The sequence below is a fragment of the Klebsiella aerogenes KCTC 2190 genome (genome assembly GCF_000215745.1).
Lineage (GTDB): Bacteria > Pseudomonadota > Gammaproteobacteria > Enterobacterales > Enterobacteriaceae > Klebsiella > Klebsiella aerogenes.
Genome location: NC_015663.1, coordinates 4,403,560 through 4,424,819 on the forward strand (window position 1 = coordinate 4,403,560; position 21,260 = coordinate 4,424,819).

The following is a 21,260-nucleotide window of genomic DNA, read 5'->3' on the forward strand; positions in this document are numbered from 1 at the left end:
TCGCCTCAGAACAGATCGCTACGTGACTTCAGCAAATTTTCGACATCCTTATCCACCTTAATATGAATCTCATGCTCAATTTTGACATTCATATTGATGGTGATCGGCTCCTTGGACGCGGCGATTTCAATACGCGGCGTACAGCCTGCCAGCAGCAGGGTCGCCAGCGCCGCGGCGAACAGTTTTATCATTTTGGTTCCTTACATGTATCCGTACAGCGCGGGGCGGGCAGTTTTGCATTCTGCTCAAGCCATGCCTGCAAATTATCGCCGAAGCGCAAGCTGCGCCACAGATCGAAAATATTCTCTTCATGGGTATAGTTTAAATGCACGGTGCTGCTTTTTCCGTCCACCCGGCTGGTGCCGCTAATCGCCGCGCTCATCGTCAGCTTGCCGAGATTATCAAGGTTGATGCGCGTCCATGATTTCGAGACTTCCATGTAGCGTAGCCAGTTAATTGCCGCGCCGGCGGAGACGTTATCGGCCACCAACGCATCGGCGGTGTCTTTATCCAGCCGCAGGGTCATCGGGCCGGGGTTGCTAAACCAGCCGTCTTTAATGATCCATTTATCGTTGTTCAGCCATAACGGTAACGCGCCGTTAAACGCGCCAGAGACCGCAAATTGTTTTACTTTGATGGCGCTTATCAACTCACTGCTGGAGATATTCTGCAGACGCAGCAGCGCCGGTTGATGCTGCGGCATCCTTAGCTGCTGCATGGACAGCTTGCCGCCAAGGATATCAACATTAACGTTGCTCAATTCCAGCGGATCCTGCTCGCTCCAGGGCCATGTTCCCTGGAGATCGGCACTCAGATTTTTGGCGGTGAACTGGTTGACGATTTCGCCAATACGCAGTGAAACCGGACGGCGGGTACCGAGCTGCCAGCTCCCGCCGCTGAAGCGGAATGGCAGAACAAAGTCGACGCCGTTGATCTGGTTGTCCGGCATCCAGGCGCTACCGCCTTTTAAGACGCCGTGGCCCCCGGCCTCAAAGCCCTGCCCGGCTGCCGCGGAGAACGCCACCTGCGCATACATATCACCTTCACGCAGGGTCATTTTCCAGTCCGGCGGGATCAGCGGCTGGAATACGCTTAGCGCCTGTTTCGGCCACCATGCCTGGCCACGCAAGCGTTCGCCGTCCCAACGGCCGGTCAGACGAATCGGGCCGATTTTCTCCGCGTGTAATGAGCCGTTAAACAGGAACCAGGTCGGATCGCGGCCATCAATATTGAATTTGAGCGTTGACGGCGGCAGAACGCTGCCGCCGCTGAAGGTGGTTTTACCGGCATCCAGCGACAACGCCCCGCTAAATTTCGGATGCTGTTCATTACGCAACCAGTGAATGGGTTTATCGAGGGTCAGGCGCGGCGTGCTGACCAGCATGGTGCCGTACTGTAGCTTATCGAACCCGGTCGACAGGCTGTTAAGAATAATGGCGCTATCCCGCCACTCACCGGCGCCTTTCACATCCCAGCGCGCCTGCATCGGCGTAAAGTGACCATCGCCCCAATAACGCCACGACCAGCGACCGCGGTCGGGCATAAAATTGTCGGCCTGCCCATCCAGATGCAGGGTAAAATCGCCCATTTCCTGTTCATGGGCGCGCAGTATCGCCTGCAGGCGGCCATCCACCCCCTGCTGGGTCACTTTCACCCCCGCCAACGGCAGACGGATCTCATCGATGTTCAGCGAGTCAATCACCCGCCCGCGTGAACGCAGCAGCGCGCCGGGATGGAAAGCCAGCTCTGGCGTCATCAGCGGGCCGCTGAGTTTTGCGGGCAGCACGGCATAAAAAATCATATCGTCGAGCTTGGCTTCGCCGGTCAGGCTGAGCGGCATGTCGCTGTGGTCCATGCTTAGCTTACCTGGGCCAATATTCAGCACGGCGTTGCCTTTACCCGCTTCGCCGTGCGTTAACACGTTGAGCCGGCCGCTGATTTCCATCTCCTCGGTGCCTTTCTGCCAGTCACCAAACGAAAGCGCCACCCGCCCACTAAGCGGATAGCCGGCATACACCGTGTTCCAGCGCCCATCGCTGATGGTGATACGTTCAGGGGTGATCTCCCACGGCAGGTCGAGCATCGGCTCGACCTCACCGCGCGGCGTGACCAGCAGCTGGCCGCGGTTTTTCTGCCATTCCAGTTCCGCATCCACCAGACCCGGCGTTTGTGGGAACTCGAAGGTGCTGACCAGATGGCCATCGACCGGTAGACCATCCGGCACCAGCGGCATTTCGAATTCACCGACCAGCTTAACCGGCGCCTGATCGTCCACCAGCCGCGCGCTGAAATTGCTGACCGTTAAGGTCTGGCCGCGCAGTTTCGCCTGTAACGTGACCTCTTTGCCTGAATAACCGATATCCTGCTGCCCAGGCGTCAACGACATCACCAGTTTCCCCTGCCATTTTTCCCACGGCGACAGGCGCAGATTGTCGATAGTTAACCAACTATAAGGCAGCATCGATTGCCACTCGGCGAGAGTTCGCGGCGCGCCGGAGAGCGGCTCGCTGGCGGGGATCTTAGCCAGGCAGGCGCTATTGATATCCAGTTCACTCAGGTGTAGCCGCCAGCGGCTGGGACGGGTAAGGCGCGCGTTGCTGACACGAGCAATTTCACAATCGCCCACCAGGTAGCGTAAATCGGGGATAATCAACGAGGAGCGCGTCAGGCGCGGACTTTCGCCAAGCGAGATACGCGTGCCGACCGGCAGCCAGATACCCGCCAGCGTCGGAACCCAATGCGTTAATGTGGCCAGCAGGGCCAACGGCAGCAAAATTAGAGCTAATAACAGCGCAAGAGCGGCTTTATATTTACCCTTCATGGGCAGTCAAATCCTGATTCTAAGTAAAAGCCGATAGGCGCCTATTGTGGCACGTTCGACCCGCGAGTGAAAGTTACCGTCCTGATTAAGGATAGTCGCACTCATTTCTGCTGAATAACTATTTAGTCTTCGTTTAAATTGTGCCTGCGACACTTGGAAAAACAGGTAATAAGGAGCCGTTATTCCGTGGAGCTCATTATCTCGCTGATCGAACGCGCCCAGAGCCATTATTCATTGGTATTACTGATTGTTTTTCTGCTGACCTTCAGTAAATCCTGCGCCCTCATCTCTTTTGTGATCCCCGGTACCTCGGGTTTGCTGGTGCTCGGAGCCCTTGCCTCAACCAGCATCGGTCATTTCCTGTTAATGTGGCTAAGCGCCAGCCTGGGCGCAATCGGCGGATTCTGGCTCTCATGGCAAATTGGCCGGCGCTATCAGCATCATCTGCAACGCCTGCGCTGGCTCAGCGCCGAACGCGTGCTGCGTAGCCAGCTATTCCTGCGCCGTCACGGCGGTTGGGCGGTGTTCTTCGGCCGTTTTCTGTCGCCGCTGCGCGCAACGTTACCGCTGGTCACCGGCGCCAGCGGTACATCGCTATGGCGTTTCCAGATTGCCAATGTGGCATCGGGTTTACTCTGGCCATTTATCCTGCTGGCGCCGGGGGCATTCAGCCTCAGTTTTTGGTGAAACGTATTGTCTTTTAAAGAGATTTCTTAAGACTGCGATATGCTCTAGAATTAATATCATAACCTGATGATTAAACTAATTTTTAATATTTGTAAGATTATTTTAATTATGCTACCGTGACGGTATTATCACTAGAGGAAAGCCTTATGAAAATCGCTGTTTATAGTACCAAGCAGTACGATAAAAAGTATCTGCAGCATGTTAACGACGCATACGGCTTTGAACTGGAATTTTTCGATTTCCTGCTGACCGAAAAGACCGCGAAAACGGCCAACGGCTGTGAAGCGGTATGTATCTTCGTTAATGACGACGGTAGCCGCCCGGTGCTGGAAGAGCTAAAAGCCCACGGCGTGAAATATATCGCGCTGCGCTGCGCCGGCTTTAACAACGTCGATCTTGAGGCGGCTAAAGAGCTGGGCCTGCGCGTCGTGCGCGTCCCGGCCTACTCGCCGGAAGCCGTTGCTGAACACGCCATCGGTATGATGATGTCGTTGAACCGTCGCATTCATCGCGCCTATCAGCGTACCCGCGATGCCAACTTCTCGCTGGAAGGGCTGACCGGCTTCACGATGTACGGTAAAACCGCAGGGGTGATCGGCACCGGTAAAATCGGCGTTGCGACGCTGCGGATCCTCAAAGGTTTCGGTATGCGCCTGCTGGCGTTTGATCCCTATCCGAGCGCGGCGGCGCTGGATCTCGGCGTTGAATATGTCGACCTGCCGACGCTGTACGCGCAGTCCGACGTCATCTCCCTGCACTGCCCGCTTACCAACGAAAACTATCACCTGCTCAACCAGGCGGCATTCGATCAGATGAAAGACGGCGTGATGGTCATTAATACCAGCCGCGGCGCGCTTATCGATTCACAAGCGGCTATCGACGCGCTGAAGCATCAGAAAATCGGCGCGCTGGGAATGGACGTGTATGAAAATGAACGCGATCTGTTCTTTGAAGATAAATCGAATGATGTCATCCAGGATGACGTGTTCCGCCGGCTCTCCGCCTGCCACAACGTCCTGTTTACCGGGCACCAGGCATTCCTGACGGCTGAGGCGCTGATCGGTATTTCCGAGACAACGCTTGGCAATCTGCAGCAGGTAGCTAAGGGCGAAACCTGCCCGAACGCGCTGGTCTAAGCTTCTTTCCCCTTTTGTGCTCCCCGCTAACGGGGGGCACATTCAGACAATCCCCACAGATCCTGCCTGCATTACAGTTACACTGTTTTTCGTTTTATTGATATGACAAATGTTTTGGAGTACGAATGAATAAGTTTGCTGCACTGCTGGCGGCGGGCATGCTGCTATCGGGCTGCGTATACAACAGCAAAGTTTCTACCAACGCCGAACAACTACAACATCACCGTTTTGTGCTGACCAGCGTTAACGGCCAGGCGCTACCGGCAAGCCAGACGCCGCCGCCGGAAATTAGCTTCGGCGAAAAAATGTATGTGTCAGGCACGATGTGCAACGGCTTCAGCGGCGAGGGCAAGCTGTCAGACGGCGAGCTAAAAGTTGAACAGCTGGCGATGACGCGTAAGCTGTGCGCGGATCCACAGCGGAACGCGCTGGATAATACCCTCAGCAAAATGCTGCGCGATGGCGCGCAGGTCGATCTGACGGAGAATCAGCTCACGCTGGCGACCGCCGACCAATCGCTGGTATATAAACTCGCCGATTTAATGTAACCACACGCCTTGCGTATTAGTAGTTTCCGCAGCTTCCGCCCGCTAAGGCCTGCTCACTGCAGCGTTTACCGTTCGGTAGCGCGCACATGCCAATAGCGGTGCCATCAAGCTGGCGGGCAACCGATAATGAACCGCCAACCATCGCGCAATTCGCCTGGCCGCTGTCGCTCATCGCCGCGCGCATGCCGGGCGGTACGTGTGCCGCGGTGGCTTGTTGCACCGGCTCGTTACTACAAGCCGACAGTAATAACGCCGCACATCCCACTAAAAACGCAGCTCGCATCCTCTCCCCCTTCAGAAACATCTTAGAATAAACAAACTCAAGAATAATAGGCAGCGCAGCGCCTGCCGTCGAGAGGCGAAATACGTATTTATGCGCCTCATTAACATTTTCTAGCAAATTTTCCGCTTAAAGCTTGATCTCGTCAGGCAAAGCGCCGCAGCAGCGCGGCTTTCATTCCAGCGCTAAATATTTTCCCGACGAAAAAATCACGCTTGCAGCGATCGGGTTTCATAGTTTGCGAATGGTGATTGCGGTGCCGGGTGCCTCCCGGTGAATTAGCCAGTTCGAACTAATTCGCGTGCTAATTTTCGCCAACAGGAGACTGAACTGAACGCTCCGCCGCAGAGGGGAATTCACCGCAGCAAATAAATAGCACGCGATTGCCGGTTGGCTAAAAGCTATTAAATTTAAAAATAGATTTTGCTTTGTTTAAGCGGTGCAGCGTAGGTATCCGTCAACACCTTCTTCGACCCTTTACCAGTCATATTTTTGTTTTTCCGCCAAAAAATTGATCCAAACATAGATAAGGACATTCCCAAGGACACAAATGCGAAAATGGCCGCGGCGGGCGTTTGCTAAAATGAAAGCATAATTACAGGACTCGTCGCCGTTTCACGGGTCCCTTCTTTTTGCGCAATGTAAGGGTGTCTTCTTATGATTACGATTGACGGTAATGGCGCGGTCGCTTCAGTCGCGTTTCGCACGAGTGAAGTTATCGCCATCTACCCGATTACGCCCAGTTCAACGATGGCGGAGCAGGCTGACGCCTGGTCTGGCGATGGGCTGAAAAACGTGTGGGGCGATGTCCCCCGCGTGGTCGAAATGCAGTCGGAAGCCGGGGCTATCGGCGCCGTGCACGGCGCGCTGCAGACCGGCGCCCTTTCCACTTCCTTTACGTCATCGCAGGGCCTGCTGCTGATGATCCCGACGCTGTATAAATTGGCCGGCCAGTTGATGCCATTTGTCCTGCACGTCGCCGCCCGCACCGTGGCTACCCACGCGCTATCAATTTTCGGCGATCATTCCGACGTGATGGCCGTGCGCCAGACCGGCTGCGCGATGCTGTGCGCCAGCAGCGTCCAGGAAGCGCAGGACTTCGCGCTGATCTCCCATATCGCCACGCTGCAAAGCCGGGTGCCGTTTATTCATTTCTTTGATGGTTTCCGTACCTCGCACGAAATCAACAAAATCGCGCCGCTGGCGGATGACACCATTCGTTCCCTGCTGCCGCAGGATAAAATCGCCGAGCATCGCCAACGCGCCCTTAACCCGGAGCATCCGGTCATTCGCGGCACCTCCGCCAATCCGGACACTTATTTCCAGTCCCGTGAAGCGACCAACCCGTGGTACGACGCGGTATACGAACACGTTGAAACGGCGATGAATGATTTCGCCGCCGCAACCGGTCGCCAGTACAAACCGTTCGAATTTTACGGTCACCCGCAGGCGGAACGGGTTATTGTCATCATGGGGTCCGCTATCGGCACCTGTGAAGAGGTCGTTGATGAACTGCTGAGCCGTGGGGAAAAAGTCGGCGTGCTGAAAGTTCGCCTCTATCGCCCGTTCTCCGCCACGCATCTGCTGCAGGCATTACCGGAGAGCGCCCGCGCGGTTGCCGTACTGGATCGCACCAAAGAACCCGGCGCGCTTGCCGAACCGTTGTATCTCGACGTGATGACCGCGCTGGCGGAAGCCTTCAACCGCGGCGAGCGCGAAACGCTACCGCGTACTATCGGCGGCCGTTATGGTCTCTCGTCCAAAGAGTTTGGCCCGGAATGCGTGCTGGCTATCTTTAATGAGTTACAGGCCGCACAGCCAAAACCCCGCTTTACCGTTGGCATTTATGATGATGTGACTAACCTTTCGCTGCCGCTGGCGGAAAATACGCTACCGGCGGAAGCGAAGCTGGAGGCGCTGTTTTACGGTCTCGGTAGCGACGGTAGCGTCTCGGCGACCAAGAACAATATCAAGATTATTGGCAACTCCACGCCGTGGTTCTCACAGGGCTATTTTGTCTATGATTCGAAGAAGGCCGGCGGCCTGACCGTCTCGCACCTGCGCGTCAGCGAAAAACCGATTCGCTCTTCGTATCTGATCTCGCAGGCCGATTTCGTCGGCTGCCACCAACTGCAGTTTATCGATAAATATCAGATGGTAGAGCGGTTGAAGCCCGGCGGCATTTTCCTGCTCAATACCCCCTATAGCGCTGATGAGGTATGGTCCCGTCTGCCCCAGGAAGTACAGGCCGCGCTGAATCAAAAGCAGGCGCGCTTTTATGTCGTTAACGCGGCGAAAATCGCCCGTGAGTGCAGCCTTGGCGCGCGCATCAACACCGTTATGCAGATGGCCTTTTTCCATTTAACCCAAATCCTGCCGGGCGACAGCGCGCTGGCCGAACTACGGGGTGCGATTGCCAAAAGCTACAGCAGCAAAGGCCAGGAGCTGGTGGAACGCAACTGGCAGGCGCTGGCGCTGGCCCGCGAATCGCTGGCGGAAGTGCCGCTGCAGCCGGTTAACGCCAGCAGCCCCAACCGTCCGCCAGTGGTCTCCGATGCCGCGCCGGACTTCGTCAAAACCGTCACCGCGGCGATGCTTGCCGGCCTTGGCGATGCGCTGCCGGTCTCCGCGCTGCCGCCAGATGGCACCTGGCCCATGGGCACCACCCGTTGGGAGAAACGCAACATTGCCGAAGAGATCCCGATCTGGAAGGAAGAGCTGTGTACCCAGTGCAACCACTGCGTCGCCGCCTGTCCGCATTCGGCGATCCGCGCCAAAGTGGTCGCTCCACAAGAGATGGAAAACGCGCCAGCCAGCCTGCACTCGCTGGATGTGAAATCCCGCGATATGCGCGGGCAGAAATACGTTCTGCAGGTCGCGCCGGAAGATTGCACCGGCTGCAACCTTTGCGTCGAAGTGTGCCCGGCGAAAGATCGCCAGAATCCGGACATCAAGGCCATCAATATGATGTCGCGCCTTGAGCACGTTGAAGAAGAGAAAGTCAATTACGACTACTTCCTCAACCTGCCGGAAATCGATCGCACCAAACTTGAGCGCATTGATATTCGCACCTCGCAGCTAATTAGCCCGCTGTTTGAATACTCTGGCGCCTGCTCGGGCTGTGGCGAAACGCCGTATATCAAACTGTTGACCCAGCTGTATGGCGATCGGATGTTGATTGCCAACGCCACCGGCTGTTCTTCTATTTACGGCGGCAACCTCCCCTCAACGCCTTATACCACTGACGCTAACGGCCGCGGTCCGGCGTGGGCCAACTCGTTGTTTGAAGACAACGCCGAATTCGGCCTGGGCTTCCGCTTAACCGTCGATCAACACCGCCAGCGCGTAATGCGGCTGTTGAGCGAATTTGCCGATAAGCTGCCGGCTGAACTGAATGCCGCGCTACATGCGCAAGCGTCGCCGGAAGCGCGCCGCGAACAGGTCGCCGAGCTGCGTCAGGCGCTGACGGGCGTCGCCGGAGCCGAAGAGCTGCTCACCGATGCGGATGCGTTAGTTGAGAAATCGGTCTGGCTTATCGGCGGTGATGGCTGGGCCTATGATATTGGCTTTGGCGGCCTTGACCACGTGCTGAGCCTGACGGAAAACGTCAATATCCTGGTACTCGATACCCAGTGTTATTCTAACACCGGCGGGCAGGCATCGAAGGCGACGCCGCTCGGCGCGGTCACCAAGTTTGGCGAGCACGGTAAACGTAAGGCACGCAAAGATCTCGGCGTGAGCATGATGATGTACGGTCATGTCTATGTGGCGCAGATTTCGCTCGGCGCGCAGCTTAACCAGACGGTGAAAGCCATTCAGGAAGCGGAAGCCTATCCGGGTCCTTCGTTGATTATCGCCTATAGCCCGTGCGAGGAGCACGGTTACGACCTGGCGCTAAGCCACGACCAGATGCGCCAGCTGACGGCAACCGGCTTCTGGCCGCTGTACCGCTTCGACCCGCGTCGCGCCGATGAAGGTAAGCTGCCGCTGGCGCTGGACTCGCGCCCGCCGTCAGACGCGCTGGCTGAGACGCTGCTCAACGAGCAACGCTTCCGCCGCCTGAACGCCCAGCAGCCGGAAGTTGCCGAGCAGTTGTGGAAAGACGCGGCCGCCGACCTACAAAAACGCTATGACTTCCTGGCCCAGCTGGCAGGTAAAGCGGAGAAACCGACAACCGAAAGCTAAACCGGCTGACGCAAATCTGGTGCTATAAAAAAAGCCCGAATAGTAAATCTATTCGGGCTTGTCATTTTCCGACGAATTAATCATTCAATATGAATGAGACGGCAACAATATAAGGATTCAATGACAATAAAGGCATATAACGCAGTCAGAATACGATATTCAATCTGTATTGTATAATTTTTATTTTATATATTTACCCGCAAACCATTCATACGGAAAATTATCATTACTGTATATTTATTTACTTTAGAATTTACTTATATTGTAACAATTGATACTTATCATATCAGAATGCGCTCCTTTAGCATGGCCGTACTTCCACCCAGGAAGTTAAAACAAAAATAGTTAAAGGAATATCCAAATGAAAAGAAAAGCACTGGCATTGGTTATCCCGGCATTATTGGCTGCCGGCGCTGCTCACGCGGCAGAAATTTATAATAAAGATGGCAACAAATTAGATCTCTACGGCAAGGTAGACGGTTTACATTATTTCTCCAGCGACTCCAGCAAAGACGGCGACCAGACCTACCTGCGTTTCGGCTTTAAAGGTGAAACGCAAATTAACAATATGCTCACCGGCTATGGTCAGTGGGAATACAACGTTCAGGCCAACAACACCGAAAGCTCCGGCGATCAGGCATGGACCCGTCTTGCATTCGCCGGGATCAAAGCGGGCGACTACGGTTCATTCGACTATGGCCGTAACTACGGCGTCCTGTACGACGTGGAAGCCTGGACCGATATGCTACCAGAGTTCGGCGGCGACTCTTATACCCAGTCCGACAACTTTATGACCGGCCGCGCCAACGGTGTCGCGACCTATCGTAACAGCGATTTCTTCGGCCTGGTTAACGGCCTGAACTTCGCCTTGCAGTATCAGGGTAAAAACGAAAACCAAGCCAGCCATGAATATAACCCTTCCGCCAGCCAGGAAGGTACCGCCAATGGCGACGGCCGCGATGTTAAAAACTCCAACGGTGATGGCTTCGGTATCTCCTCTACCTATGATTTAGGTATGGGCGTCAGCGTAGGCGCGGCCTACAGCTCTTCTGACCGTACCAACGAGCAGACCCATCAGTCTACCGCGGGCGGTGATAAAGCCGATGCCTGGACCGCAGGCGTTAAATACGATGCGAACAACATCTATCTGGCGACCATGTATTCTGAAACTCGTAACATGACGCCGTACGGCAATCAGAATGGCACCATCGCCAACAAAACCCAGAACTTTGAAGTTACTGCACAGTATCAGTTCGATTTCGGTCTGCGTCCGGCAATTTCCTACCTGCAGTCCAAAGGTAAAGATCTGGTTTACGGCGGTCAGTACTCCGATAAAGACCTGGTTAAATATATGGATGTCGGCGCGACCTATTACTTCAACCGTAATATGTCCACCTACGTTGATTACAAAATCAACCTGCTCGACGGCAATGACGACTTCTATAAAGACAATGGTATTTCTACCGACAATATCGTAGCGCTGGGTCTGGTATATCAGTTCTAATGCTTGCGCCCGCCGCTCGCGGCGGGCATTTCACTTCAACCGCCAATAAAATAGCGGTTCCCGTAGCAATTTGTGATTCACGCTGTAGTAGAACCTCAATCCTGATGGCATACTGTTTTGGTGGTTATTAAAACAGGAGGTTTTATGAGTAGAATGATTCTGGTACCCATCGATATTTCTGATAAAGAATTTACGCAACGTGTGATCCGCCACGTTGAATCCGAAGCTCGCGTCGATGACGCGCAGGTGCATTTCCTGACCGTTATCCCTTCGCTACCCTACTACGCCTCCCTGGGCATGGCCTATACCGCTGAACTGCCGGCTATGGATGAACTACGCGCTGAATCGGAAGCGCAACTGCGCGAATTAGCCAAAGGCTTCGCCATTCCGGAAGACAGAATGCATTTCCACGTTGCCGAGGGCTCGCCAAAAGATAAGATTCTGGCGCTGGCTAAATCGCTGCCCGCCGACCTGGTCATTATCGCCTCGCATCGCCCGGACATTACTACCTATCTGCTCGGCTCTAACGCCGCGGCGGTGGTGCGCCATGCCGAGTGCTCGGTTCTGGTCGTCAGGTAATCCCAAGCCCGCCGCCCGGCGGGCTTTATTATCTTTACTCCTCGCGGATTAAAGTGCCGGAAAGATGCTGACATTGCCCCCCCGAATCCGTACCATACACGCCACGGTTTTCTATCAGACCTCACTCATTGCTACGCGCCAGCGGGGATAGATCCAGCGACTGGCACAACGCGTGCTCTTCTGATGCCACACTATGAATTGAGCCACTATTAAATGCTGCAAAATCAAGAAATTAGTAAAAAAGAAAAATACAACATCGACAAACTGCAGAAACGTCTGCGTCGCAATGTCGGTGAGGCGATCGCCGACTTCAACATGATTGAAGATGGCGACCGTATTATGGTCTGTCTTTCCGGTGGTAAAGACAGCTATACCATGCTGGAAATTCTGCGCAGCCTGCAAAAAAGCGCGCCTATTTCTTTCTCGCTGGTGGCCGTTAACCTCGATCAGAAACAGCCGGGCTTCCCGGAGCACATTCTGCCGGCGTATCTGGAACAGCTGGGCGTTGAATATAAGATTGTCGAAGAGAATACTTACGGCATCGTTAAAGAGAAAATCCCGGAAGGCAAAACCACTTGCTCACTGTGTTCTCGTCTGCGTCGCGGCATTCTCTACCGTACGGCGACCGAACTGGGCGCGACCAAAATCGCGCTCGGCCATCACCGCGACGATATCCTGCAGACGCTGTTCCTCAACATGTTCTACGGCGGCAAAATGAAAGGTATGCCGCCGAAGCTGATGAGCGATGACGGCAAACATATCGTTATCCGCCCGCTCGCCTACTGCCGCGAAAAAGATATCGAACGCTTCTCGCAGGCCAAAGGCTTCCCGATTATTCCTTGTAACCTGTGCGGCTCCCAGCCTAACCTGCAGCGTCAGGTGATCGCCGATATGCTGCGCGATTGGGATAAACGCTATCCTGGCCGTATCGAAACCATGTTTAGCGCAATGCAGAACGTGGTGCCGTCGCACTTGAGCGACGTCAATCTGTTTGATTTTAAATCCATCACACACGGTTCTGCGGTGGTTGACGGCGGCGATCTGGCCTTTGACCGCGAAGAGATCCCGCTGCAGCCTGCGGGCTGGCAGCCGGAAGAAGAAGACGCTCAGTTAGATGAACTGCGTCTGAATGTGGTTGAAGTAAAATAACAGGCAACACGTCTCCGGCAAGCGCCGGAGACCGTCACTTGCCGCCCTTACTTCAGCAAACGTACGCGGCAGGACTTGCCTTTGATCTTGCCGTTTTGCAGCTGCTTATACGCCTTCTGCGCCACGCCCTGACGGATAGCGACATAAACATGCGCGGGATGAACATTGATCTTACCGATATCCGCGCCATCAAACCCCATATCGCCAGTTAACGCCCCCAGCACATCGCCCGGACGCATTTTCGCCTTTTTGCCGCCATCAATACACAGGGTCGCCATTTCCGCCTGCAGCGGCGCAATATGATTACCCGCCGGCGCGTTAACCCAGTTGAGTTTGATCTGCAGCATTTCGGCAAGAATGTTAGCGCGCTGCGCCTCTTCCGGCGCGCAGAAACTAATCGCCAGGCCGCTTTCGCCTGCACGCGCGGTACGCCCGATACGGTGAACGTGAACTTCAGGATCCCACGCCAGTTCAAAGTTAACCACCAGCTCCAGCGATTTGATATCCAGGCCGCGCGCCGCCACGTCGGTGGCGGCCAGCACGCGGGCGCTACCGTTAGCAAAACGCACCAGCGTCTGATCGCGATCGCGCTGTTCCAGATCGCCATGCAGCGACAGCGCGCTCTGGCCGGCAGCGTTTAATGCATCGCACACCGCCTGACAATCGCGTTTAGTGTTACAAAATACCACGCAGGAAGCGGGCTGATGCTGGCTGAGCAATTTTTGCAGCAGCTTGATTTTACCGGTTTGCGAAACGTCGAAGAACTGCTGTTCAATAGACGGCAGCGCATCAACGCTATCGATTTCAATCGTCTGCGGATCCCGCTGCACCCGGCCGCTGATTGCGGCGATAGCTTCCGGCCAGGTCGCGGAGAACAGTAAGGTCTGGCGCGAAGCTGGCGCATAACGAATCACTTCATCGATAGCATCGCTGAAGCCCATATCGAGCATGCGATCGGCTTCATCCATAACCAGCGTCTGCAGCGCATCCAGCGATACGGTCCCCTTTTGCAGGTGGTCAAGCAGGCGGCCAGGCGTGGCGACAATAATATGCGGCGCATGCTGTAAAGAATCGCGCTGGGCGCCGAAAGGCTGGCCGCCGCAGAGCGTTAATACTTTAATATTTGGCAGAAAACGCGCCAGGCGACGCAGTTCGCCAGCGACTTGATCCGCCAGTTCGCGGGTCGGGCACAGCACCAGTGATTGGGTCTGGAACAGACCGGCATCAACGTGCTGTAGCAATCCCAGACCAAAGGCCGCCGTTTTACCGCTGCCGGTTTTCGCCTGTACGCGCACATCCTTTCCGCCCAGGATCGCAGGCAATGCGGCAGCCTGCACTGGCGTCATTGCGTGATATCCCAGTTCGTTAAGGTTGTTCAGTTGAGCTTCGGGCAAAAGGTTCAGTGTTGAAAAAGCGGTCACAATGTTTTCTCGCATTAAAGGGCGGACAATCTGCAGGCGCGTATCCTCGCAGATCTCCGCTCTTGATGCGACAATTTAATCGGGTCATCGTCCGGCGGCGGGTCGGGAAGCGGGTGCGGGCGAGGCCGCGGATCGGGCACCGGCACCGGGTCATTGGGCTCAGGGCCGATGGGTATCGACTGCAAGGACAGCGCCATGTTACGCATATTTTATCCCCTCTCTTTACAGGACTATTCTTTAAGCGTAGAAGTTAGCTGGCAGAGGGCAAAAAAAAAGCCGACTCAATGAAGTCGGCGTCGTACGAATCAATTGTGCTATGCAGTAATTCAAAAAAGGAAGTAAGACAATATGGAGCGCAACGCCCATCGCTTGACGTTGCATTCACCTGCGAGAGAGATATTGCCCTGAATGGGTAGATGGTTTATTGATTTCGCTCAAATATTGCCGGAGTTTCAGCGGCAAAATCACCTGAAAAGACAATTTCTTACAACCATTTACTACGATGTAACCACCAGGTAACACCACCGATTAGAACAACTAACATTACGCAAAATATCGAAAAGCCAAGATGCCAGCTGTTGCCAGGAATACCGCCAAGGTTGACGCCAAACAGACCGGTCAGGAAGGTGCTGGGCAAAAAAACCATCGCCATCAATGACATCGTGTAAGTCCGCCGCGACAGCGACTCCTGCATGATCTGTGCGATTTCATCGCTCATGATTGCCGTGCGGGCAATGCAGCTGTCAATCTCGTCAAGACCGCGGCCAAGACGGTCGGCAATATCCTGCATCCGCCGACGGTGATCGTCACTCATCCACGGCAGACGCTCACTGGCAAGGCGGGCGTAAACATCGCGCTGCGGAGCCATATAGCGGCGCATGACGATAAGCTGCTTTCGCAGTAGCGCCAGAAAACCGCGCGGCGGCACCTGTTGATCAAGCAGGTCATCTTCAAGGTCGATAATCCGGTCGTGCAGCTGTTCAATAAACTCGCTGGCATGATCGGTCAACGCATCGCAAATTTCCACCAGCCAGCTGCCGCAATCCGTCGGCCCATTGCCTTCCTGCAGATCCCCCAGCACATCATCCAGCGCCAGCACCTTACGCTGACGGGTGGAAACGATTAGCCGCTCGTCCATATACAGTCGCATCGCCACCAGTTGATCGGGGCGTTCATCGGTGCTGCCGTTGATACAACGCAAGGTAATCAGCGCGCCATCGCCGATGCGCGTCACGCGCGGACGAGTGCTTTCACCGGCCAGCGCGTCGCGAACATTATTCGGTAACAACGGCGTAGCGGCTAACCAGTCGGCGCTATCGGTATGGGTATAATTAAGATGTAGCCAGCAGGGACTGCTCTTATCGATAATATCGTCATCAGCCAGCGGCTTTACGCCGCCCTGCCCGTCGAGCACCCATGCAAAGATGGCGTCCGGCACTTTCAGCTCCGAGCCCTTAATCGCGTCCACTGAACCTCCATTAATGCATGCCTGTAAAAAGCGTGAATAATCCATAAGGTACGCTATTCGGCTGAATTTCGCCTCCCGCAATCGTCGCAATCGCCTAACAAATAGGCAGCATACCGCTTTTGGCGACAGTTAATCATATTTGTATTACAATTACATCCGTAATTTTAATGAGGTTTTAGTATGAATATTTATCAAGCCCAGCCCCAGGATGTCGATACCATCCTGCCGCTGTATCTCGCCTATCGACGTTTCTATCAGGTCGAAGAAAATCTCGGCCAGGCGCGGGAGTTCATCCTTAAGCGCCTGCAACTGAATGAGTCGGTCATTTTCTTCGCAGAAGTGGACGGCAAAGCGGTGGGCTTTACCCAGCTCTATCCCCTGTTCTGCTCGCTGGAAATGAAGCGCATCTGGTTGCTTTACGATCTGTACGTTGATGAGTCTGCCCGCCAGCACGGCGTGGCACAGCAGCTGATTGCCCGTGCCGAACAGCTGGCAAAAGAGAGTGATTCCGCATTTATTATGCTCAGCACGGCAACCGATAATACTAAAGCGCAGGCGTTATACGAGCGTAGCGGCTTCGTACGTGATACGGATTTTTACGTCTATAACAAAATGCTCAAGTAAGTTGTTCAGGCCGCCAGAAAGGGAGAACCCGCCATTGGCGGGTTCTTATTCGTTCGTATCAGTCGTCGGCTAATCCACTGTATTAACCTTTGCCGTCGTCTGGGCGGGCACAGGACAGGATTAGTAGCAAGAGTTCATTTTTTCTCTTCCGCATAGCGGCGGGCGTTATCGTGTAAATTAGTGCACATGGTTATTACTCCATTTTTATAAGCAAACTAAGAGCCTATCCCAGTAGGGCTATTTTACTTGCCATTTTGAACCAGGCAGTGCTCGAAATCCTCACGTACTACGTGTACGCTCCGGTTTCTGCGCGCTGTCCGTGTTCAAACTGGCTGCGCCAATTACGCTTACTGGGATAGGCTCTAATCCTAGAAGCTTCCGTCAAATTCGCCACATTTCTGGCTAAAATTTTTCCCAGCCCAGCACCGATGCCCCCAGTAATCCCCCTTCGCGACTAAATTGCCCGGCGACCAGTAGTGGCTCAGCGCTCTTCAGCAGAATCTTTGCCCGCAATGCTGTATCAAGGCGCGCCAGCAGCGCCGTTTCACCCGCCAGCCCGCCCCCGGCGACGATTTTATGCGGCCCGAGAATGTTCACCGTATGGGCCAATGGTTCGCTCACCAGCTCAAGCCATACTTCAAGGGTAAACGCCGCCGTCTCTTCTCCGGCCATACCCTGCTTCACGATCTCGACACTGCTTAGCGCCTGACCGCTGAGCAGTTGATGCAGCCGCTGCATCCCTTTTGCACCGCCGAGCGTATCGAGGCAGCCCTGCTGTCCGCAGCCGCAGGCCAGCCGCGGCAACTCAATTCCCCGCAGCTGAGTGCGCGTAATGGGTCCGTGCCCCCACTCGGCGCCGATCCCCTGATTGCCGTAGAGAATGTTGCCGTTGATGGCAATCCCCCCGCCGATCCCGCTGCCGAGGATCACGCCCAACACCACCGGCAGATCTTTTGCCGCGCCGAAACGCGCCTCGGCTAAGGTAAAACAGTCAGCATCATTAGCCATCGCCACCGGGCGCCCGAGCTCAGCCTGCAGCGAACGGGTAATATCAATACCGGCGAACGGCGGAATGTTGCTCGACAGAATACGATCGTTGGCAACATCCACCACTCCGGCGCAGGAGAGCGCCAGTGGACTCTGTTCGCTAATCGCATCGCCATATTGCGCGATAATCTCCTGCACAGCGTAGACGAAGGCGGGCCAGGAGCTTAGCGGCATCGCCCGCTGGCGCGGCATAACAAGTTGCCCCGGCGCCGGAGAAACCGCGCTTTTAATAAAGGAGCCGCCAATATCCAGACACAGCACGCTGTTACTCATAGGCGCGAATCCATTAAATCACGCAGGCCATCGCCCAGAAGGTTGAAGCCTAATACCGAAAAGACAATAGCCAGCCCCGGCCACAGCGAAATCCCCAGGCTGATACCCAGAAAGTTACGCCCGTCGCTCATCATTGTCCCCCACTCCGGCATCGGCGGTTGCACGCCCATGCCGAGGAAGGAGAGCGAAGCCGCGGCGAGGATCACCGAGCCGCCGGTCAATGTCGCCTGCACGGTAATCGGCCCCAGGGTATTTCGCAGGATGTAGTGGATTATCTGTCGGCGATAGCCAATTCCCAGTGCCCGTGCCGCTTCCATGTACTCCATATTCTTGATGCCCAACGTCAGGTTACGGCTGAGGCGCGCGTAAACCGGCACCGAGAAGATAGCGATCGCCAGCAGCATATTCATCAACCCTGCGCCGAGGACGCTGACCAGCAGGATAGCCAGCACGATGCCGGGAAAAGCGAAAATGACATCCATCACCCACATAATCAGGTGGTCGACACTTTTACCGCACAGGGCGGCGATAATGCCCAGAGGTAGCCCCATCAGTAGCGACAGCGCCACGCTGACCACCACCTCAATCAGCGAGATCCTGGCGCCGTAGATGGTGCGGGAAAAGATATCGCGGCCATAGTCATCGGTGCCCAGCCAGTGGTCGGCCGACGGCGCGGAGAGAATATTCAGCAGGTCCTGCGCATAGGGATCGTAGTGGCTTAACCACGGCGCGAAGAGGGCACATACCACGATTAAGGCGACGATGATGCCGCCGAGGGTCAGCGAGGGATGTTCCATCCCCCAACGCAGGCCGCTGAGAACGCCGCTGCGCGATTTGGCGAGTGAAATTTCCGACATATCAGTCAAACCTTATTTTCGGGTTGATTCTGGCGATAATCATCTCGCCAACCAGGTTCATCACCACCACGCTTGCCACCGTAATCATCGTCACTCCCTGGATGACGGGATAATCGCGATAGCGTACCGAATCCACCAGATAGCGGCCTATCCCAGGCCAGTTAAACACCGACTCGGTCACCACCGCGCCGCCGATCAGGCTGCCGAAGTTCAGTGCGATAATTGTCACGATGGGGATCAGCGCATTGCGCAGCGCATGCTTGAAATAGACCTGAAACGGCGCCAGTCCTTTGGCCCGCGCGGTGCGGATGTAATCCTCGCCTAACACGTCAACCATACTGGAGCGGGTCATCCGCGACATCACCGCCATCGGGAAAATCCCCAGGCAAACCGACGGCAGGATATAGCTTTTCCAGCCTTCGGCGCCCAGTAGCGGCAGCCAGCCCAGCTTCACCGAAAAGGTATCCATGGCGATCAGCGCCAGCCAGAAATTGGCTATCGACGCGCCAGCAATCGCCACCAGCATCAGCACATGGTCGGCTACATGATTGCGGTAAATGGCCGCGCACATCCCCATGGGAATACCGAGGATCACCGCCATCATCCACGCCAGCAGCGCCAGGCCTAAAGTATAAGGAACCCGTTCGCTCATTTCGGCGGAGACCGGCTGACCGGACTTCAGCGAAGTGCCAAAATCCCCCTTCAGCATTCCGCTAACGAAATGGCCATACTGCACCGCCAGCGGATCGTCCAGACCGAGGCGCGTATGCATACGGCTGACATCATCCTGGGTGGCCTGCGGCCCGGCCATCAGGCGGGCCGGGTCACCGGGGAGCATTCTGATCGCCAGAAAGACAATCAGCGATGCCCCCAGTAGGATCAGCGGCAAAGAAAGCAGTTTTTTAATCACATAAGCTTTCATAACAACTCCACCCTGACCTCGACGTTATGGCTTTTGCGCTTCGGTAACGATAATTTCGCCGCCCGGCTCCATCCGCACGCCTTTAATGGTGGCGCGGGTGGCGTACAGATCGTCCTGGAAGTAGAGCATCACATGCGGTGCGTCGTGCATAATGGCCTTTTGCGCCGCCACATATTCAGCGATACGCGCGTTGTCATCCATGGTAGTCGCCGCTTTGTCTAACAGCTCATCCACCTGAGGGTTGCGGTAGAAGCCAAGGTTAGCCCCGGCCGGCGCGGCGCTCTGTGAGTAGTACAGCGGGCGCAGCTGCAAATCAGACCCATTAAGGCCGGACGACCAGGAGGCCAGCACCGCATCGGTACGGTTGGCCAACTTTTCCGCCGCCGGCGCAAACGCCGCTTTGCTCCAGACGCCGCTCTCCATCTGCTGGATATTGAGCTTCACGCCGACTTTGCCCCACATCGCCTGCAGGATTTGCGCGGTACGCGCATCCGGTCCCTGCACGGCGATGTTCATCTCAAAGCCCTGCGGGTAACCGGCCTCTTTTAATAACGCTTTCGCTTTATCGAGATCCCACGGATAGTCGTTGAGGGTTTTATCATATCCTTCGTTCACCGGTGCCAGCGGCGAGTTGGCGGCAGAAGCGAAACCAAACATCACCGCCTTCAGCAGCGCTTCTTTGTCGGTCGCCAGGTTCAGGGCCTGACGCACGCGGACATCGTTCAGCGGTTTTTGCTCAACGTTGAGCGCCACCCAGAATACCGACGCCCCCTGCCCCTGCTCCAGTTTCACCTGCGGGTTGCTTTTCAACTGCCGACCAAACTGCGGCGGTACCGGGTTAATCACATCGACCTGGCCGGAAAGCAGCGCCATGTTCATTACCGACGGCTCCGAGCTCCAGGTCCACTTAATCTCATCCGGGCCGTGGTTCTCGCCCCAGTATTTCGGGTTTTTCTTCTCCAGCACATATTCACCGGTTTTATACTCCTGCAGCATGTACGGGCCGGTACCGTCCGCTTTACGGCCAATGGTGCCGGCTTTCGCCGCCGCCGGGCTCACCATCTTCGCCGAGCCGCCGGTCAACAGATTGAGGAAAGAGGGATAGACCTTTTTCAGCGTAATCTCGACGTTGTTATCATCGATCTTCTTCACTGAGGCGATAACGTTGCGCATCCGCGAACTCGCGGCCAGGCCGCCTTTCGGGTCGATATGTCGTTCGATATTGGCCACCACCGCATCGGCATTAAACGGCGAGCCATCATGAAAAGTGACGTTCTTACGCAGGGTAAACGTCCAGACTTTACCATCATCGCTCACCTTCCAGGCGGTGGCCAACGCGGGCGCTATCTTGAAATCCGGCGATAAGTCTACCAGTCCTTCATACATTGGTTTTAATACGGTATCGGTAAAGGTCGCGGTTTGATCGCCCGGGTCCATGCTACGCGGAGGTTCGTTTTGCATCACGTTCAGCGTTGCCGCCTTCAGCGCCGTCGCCCCGCCAGCCGCCAGTAAGCCTGCCAGAATGGCAAGTCGATATTTATTCATAATTGCCTTCATCCGTTAACCCCTACCTGTCTGTTATGTCGCCAGTTGTGGCTGTTATGTTGCGATTAGGTTTTCTTTTTACCTAAAACAGTGTCCCATAAATGTGATGTTAGCCATGAATAACGCTTAATTAGGTAATAAATTTAACTTATATGTGATGATTTAGTTGTTTTTTAAAATAAACTGGTTGCTAAATCGCCAGCCCGCGATTATG

General features: G+C 55.2%; 18 protein-coding genes. 8 read left to right on the forward strand and 10 right to left on the reverse strand.

What is annotated here, in order from left to right:
* Positions 1-5: 5 nt before the first annotated feature.
* Complete coding sequence (locus tag EAE_RS20820) at positions 6-191, reverse strand: YnbE family lipoprotein (RefSeq protein ID WP_015366326.1); 186 nt, start codon at positions 189-191, stop codon at positions 6-8.
* A complete protein-coding gene (locus EAE_RS20825; RefSeq protein WP_015705618.1) occupies positions 188-2,821 on the reverse strand; it encodes a YdbH family protein in 2,634 nt (877 codons plus the stop codon). The genes EAE_RS20820 and EAE_RS20825 overlap by 4 nt, the downstream gene beginning before the upstream one ends.
* Before the next feature lie 186 nt (positions 2,822-3,007).
* Here EAE_RS20825 and EAE_RS20830 point away from each other — a divergent pair, with 186 nt between their 5' ends.
* From EAE_RS20830 to hslJ, 3 genes are all read left to right on the forward strand, one after another.
* Complete coding sequence (locus tag EAE_RS20830) at positions 3,008-3,508, forward strand: DedA family protein (protein ID WP_015705619.1); 501 nt, start codon at positions 3,008-3,010, stop codon at positions 3,506-3,508.
* Between the two features lie 146 nt (positions 3,509-3,654).
* Positions 3,655-4,644 (forward strand): 2-hydroxyacid dehydrogenase, encoded by a 990-nt coding sequence (locus EAE_RS20835; RefSeq protein WP_015705620.1) that lies wholly within the window; start codon positions 3,655-3,657, stop codon positions 4,642-4,644.
* Positions 4,645-4,769: 125 nt separating this feature from the next.
* Complete coding sequence (gene hslJ, locus EAE_RS20840) at positions 4,770-5,192, forward strand: heat shock protein HslJ (protein WP_015366322.1); 423 nt, start codon at positions 4,770-4,772, stop codon at positions 5,190-5,192.
* A 16-nt stretch (positions 5,193-5,208) separates the two neighbouring features.
* Here hslJ and EAE_RS20845 read toward each other — a convergent pair whose 3' ends face one another.
* Complete coding sequence (locus tag EAE_RS20845) at positions 5,209-5,475, reverse strand: putative hemolysin (RefSeq protein ID WP_015705621.1); 267 nt, start codon at positions 5,473-5,475, stop codon at positions 5,209-5,211.
* A gap of 654 nt (positions 5,476-6,129) precedes the next feature.
* Here EAE_RS20845 and nifJ point away from each other — a divergent pair.
* The 4 genes from nifJ (at position 6,130) to ttcA (ending at position 12,889) form a co-directional block, all read left to right on the forward strand.
* Complete coding sequence (nifJ, locus tag EAE_RS20850) at positions 6,130-9,657, forward strand: pyruvate:ferredoxin (flavodoxin) oxidoreductase (RefSeq protein ID WP_015705622.1); 3,528 nt, start codon at positions 6,130-6,132, stop codon at positions 9,655-9,657.
* A 361-nt stretch (positions 9,658-10,018) separates the two neighbouring features.
* A complete protein-coding gene (ompC, locus tag EAE_RS20855; RefSeq protein ID WP_015705623.1) occupies positions 10,019-11,161 on the forward strand; it encodes a porin OmpC in 1,143 nt (380 codons plus the stop codon).
* A 144-nt stretch (positions 11,162-11,305) separates the two neighbouring features.
* Entirely contained in the window at positions 11,306-11,740 is a 435-nt protein-coding gene (gene uspF / locus EAE_RS20860; RefSeq protein ID WP_015366316.1) for a universal stress protein UspF, read from the forward strand.
* A 213-nt stretch (positions 11,741-11,953) separates the two neighbouring features.
* Positions 11,954-12,889: a tRNA 2-thiocytidine(32) synthetase TtcA gene (ttcA, locus tag EAE_RS20865; RefSeq protein ID WP_015366315.1), complete on the forward strand. Its 936-nt coding sequence runs from the start codon at positions 11,954-11,956 to the stop codon at positions 12,887-12,889.
* Between the two features lie 47 nt (positions 12,890-12,936).
* Here the strand turns inward: ttcA and dbpA are convergent, their stop codons facing one another.
* From dbpA to zntB, 3 genes are all read right to left on the reverse strand, one after another.
* Positions 12,937-14,310 (reverse strand): ATP-dependent RNA helicase DbpA, encoded by a 1,374-nt coding sequence (gene dbpA / locus EAE_RS20870; protein ID WP_015705625.1) that lies wholly within the window; start codon positions 14,308-14,310, stop codon positions 12,937-12,939.
* 14 nt (positions 14,311-14,324) lie between these two features.
* Positions 14,325-14,507, reverse strand: coding sequence for a proline-rich small protein YnaL (ynaL, locus tag EAE_RS25455; protein ID WP_071596126.1), 183 nt, complete (start codon positions 14,505-14,507; stop codon positions 14,325-14,327).
* A gap of 287 nt (positions 14,508-14,794) precedes the next feature.
* Positions 14,795-15,778 carry a zinc transporter ZntB gene (gene zntB, locus EAE_RS20875; RefSeq protein ID WP_015366313.1) on the reverse strand — a complete coding sequence of 328 codons (984 nt, stop codon included), beginning with the start codon at positions 15,776-15,778 and terminating at the stop codon, positions 14,795-14,797.
* 180 nt (positions 15,779-15,958) lie between these two features.
* On the opposite strand from zntB, the gene EAE_RS20880 reads away from it, so the two are divergent.
* Positions 15,959-16,402, forward strand: a complete 444-nt coding sequence (locus EAE_RS20880) for a GNAT family N-acetyltransferase (protein ID WP_015705626.1) — start codon at positions 15,959-15,961, stop codon at positions 16,400-16,402.
* 402 nt (positions 16,403-16,804) lie between these two features.
* On the opposite strand, the gene EAE_RS20885 is transcribed toward EAE_RS20880, so the two are convergent.
* The 4 genes from EAE_RS20885 to EAE_RS20900 are packed head-to-tail and all read right to left on the reverse strand — an operon-like array spanning position 16,805 to position 21,058.
* A complete protein-coding gene (locus EAE_RS20885) occupies positions 16,805-17,722 on the reverse strand; it encodes an ROK family protein (protein WP_015705627.1) in 918 nt (305 codons plus the stop codon).
* On the reverse strand, positions 17,719-18,579 hold the full coding sequence (locus EAE_RS20890; protein WP_015366311.1) for an ABC transporter permease: 861 nt from the start codon (positions 18,577-18,579) through the stop codon (positions 17,719-17,721). The genes EAE_RS20885 and EAE_RS20890 overlap by 4 nt, the downstream gene beginning before the upstream one ends.
* 1 nt (position 18,580) lies before the next feature.
* Positions 18,581-19,501 (reverse strand): ABC transporter permease, encoded by a 921-nt coding sequence (locus EAE_RS20895; RefSeq protein WP_015366310.1) that lies wholly within the window; start codon positions 19,499-19,501, stop codon positions 18,581-18,583.
* Positions 19,502-19,525: 24 nt separating this feature from the next.
* The gene (locus EAE_RS20900; protein ID WP_047079439.1) at positions 19,526-21,058 is read right to left on the reverse strand and encodes an ABC transporter substrate-binding protein; all 1,533 of its coding nucleotides are present in this window, start codon (positions 21,056-21,058) and stop codon (positions 19,526-19,528) included.
* Positions 21,059-21,260 lie beyond the last annotated feature (202 nt).

Coding starts and splice junctions, on each gene's coding strand:
- EAE_RS20820 (WP_015366326.1), bottom strand. CDS start 191: ATGATAAAACTGTTCGCCGCGGCGCTGGCGACCCTGCTGCTGGCAGGC.
- EAE_RS20825 (WP_015705618.1), bottom strand. CDS start 2,821: ATGAAGGGTAAATATAAAGCCGCTCTTGCGCTGTTATTAGCTCTAATT.
- EAE_RS20835 (WP_015705620.1), top strand. CDS start 3,655: ATGAAAATCGCTGTTTATAGTACCAAGCAGTACGATAAAAAGTATCTG.
- hslJ (WP_015366322.1), top strand. CDS start 4,770: ATGAATAAGTTTGCTGCACTGCTGGCGGCGGGCATGCTGCTATCGGGC.
- EAE_RS20845 (WP_015705621.1), bottom strand. CDS start 5,475: ATGCGAGCTGCGTTTTTAGTGGGATGTGCGGCGTTATTACTGTCGGCT.
- nifJ (WP_015705622.1), top strand. CDS start 6,130: ATGATTACGATTGACGGTAATGGCGCGGTCGCTTCAGTCGCGTTTCGC.
- ompC (WP_015705623.1), top strand. CDS start 10,019: ATGAAAAGAAAAGCACTGGCATTGGTTATCCCGGCATTATTGGCTGCC.
- uspF (WP_015366316.1), top strand. CDS start 11,306: ATGAGTAGAATGATTCTGGTACCCATCGATATTTCTGATAAAGAATTT.
- ttcA (WP_015366315.1), top strand. CDS start 11,954: ATGCTGCAAAATCAAGAAATTAGTAAAAAAGAAAAATACAACATCGAC.
- ynaL (WP_071596126.1), bottom strand. CDS start 14,507: ATGGCGCTGTCCTTGCAGTCGATACCCATCGGCCCTGAGCCCAATGAC.
- EAE_RS20880 (WP_015705626.1), top strand. CDS start 15,959: ATGAATATTTATCAAGCCCAGCCCCAGGATGTCGATACCATCCTGCCG.
- EAE_RS20885 (WP_015705627.1), bottom strand. CDS start 17,722: ATGAGTAACAGCGTGCTGTGTCTGGATATTGGCGGCTCCTTTATTAAA.
- EAE_RS20890 (WP_015366311.1), bottom strand. CDS start 18,579: ATGTCGGAAATTTCACTCGCCAAATCGCGCAGCGGCGTTCTCAGCGGC.
- EAE_RS20895 (WP_015366310.1), bottom strand. CDS start 19,501: ATGAAAGCTTATGTGATTAAAAAACTGCTTTCTTTGCCGCTGATCCTA.
- EAE_RS20900 (WP_047079439.1), bottom strand. CDS start 21,058: ATGAAGGCAATTATGAATAAATATCGACTTGCCATTCTGGCAGGCTTA.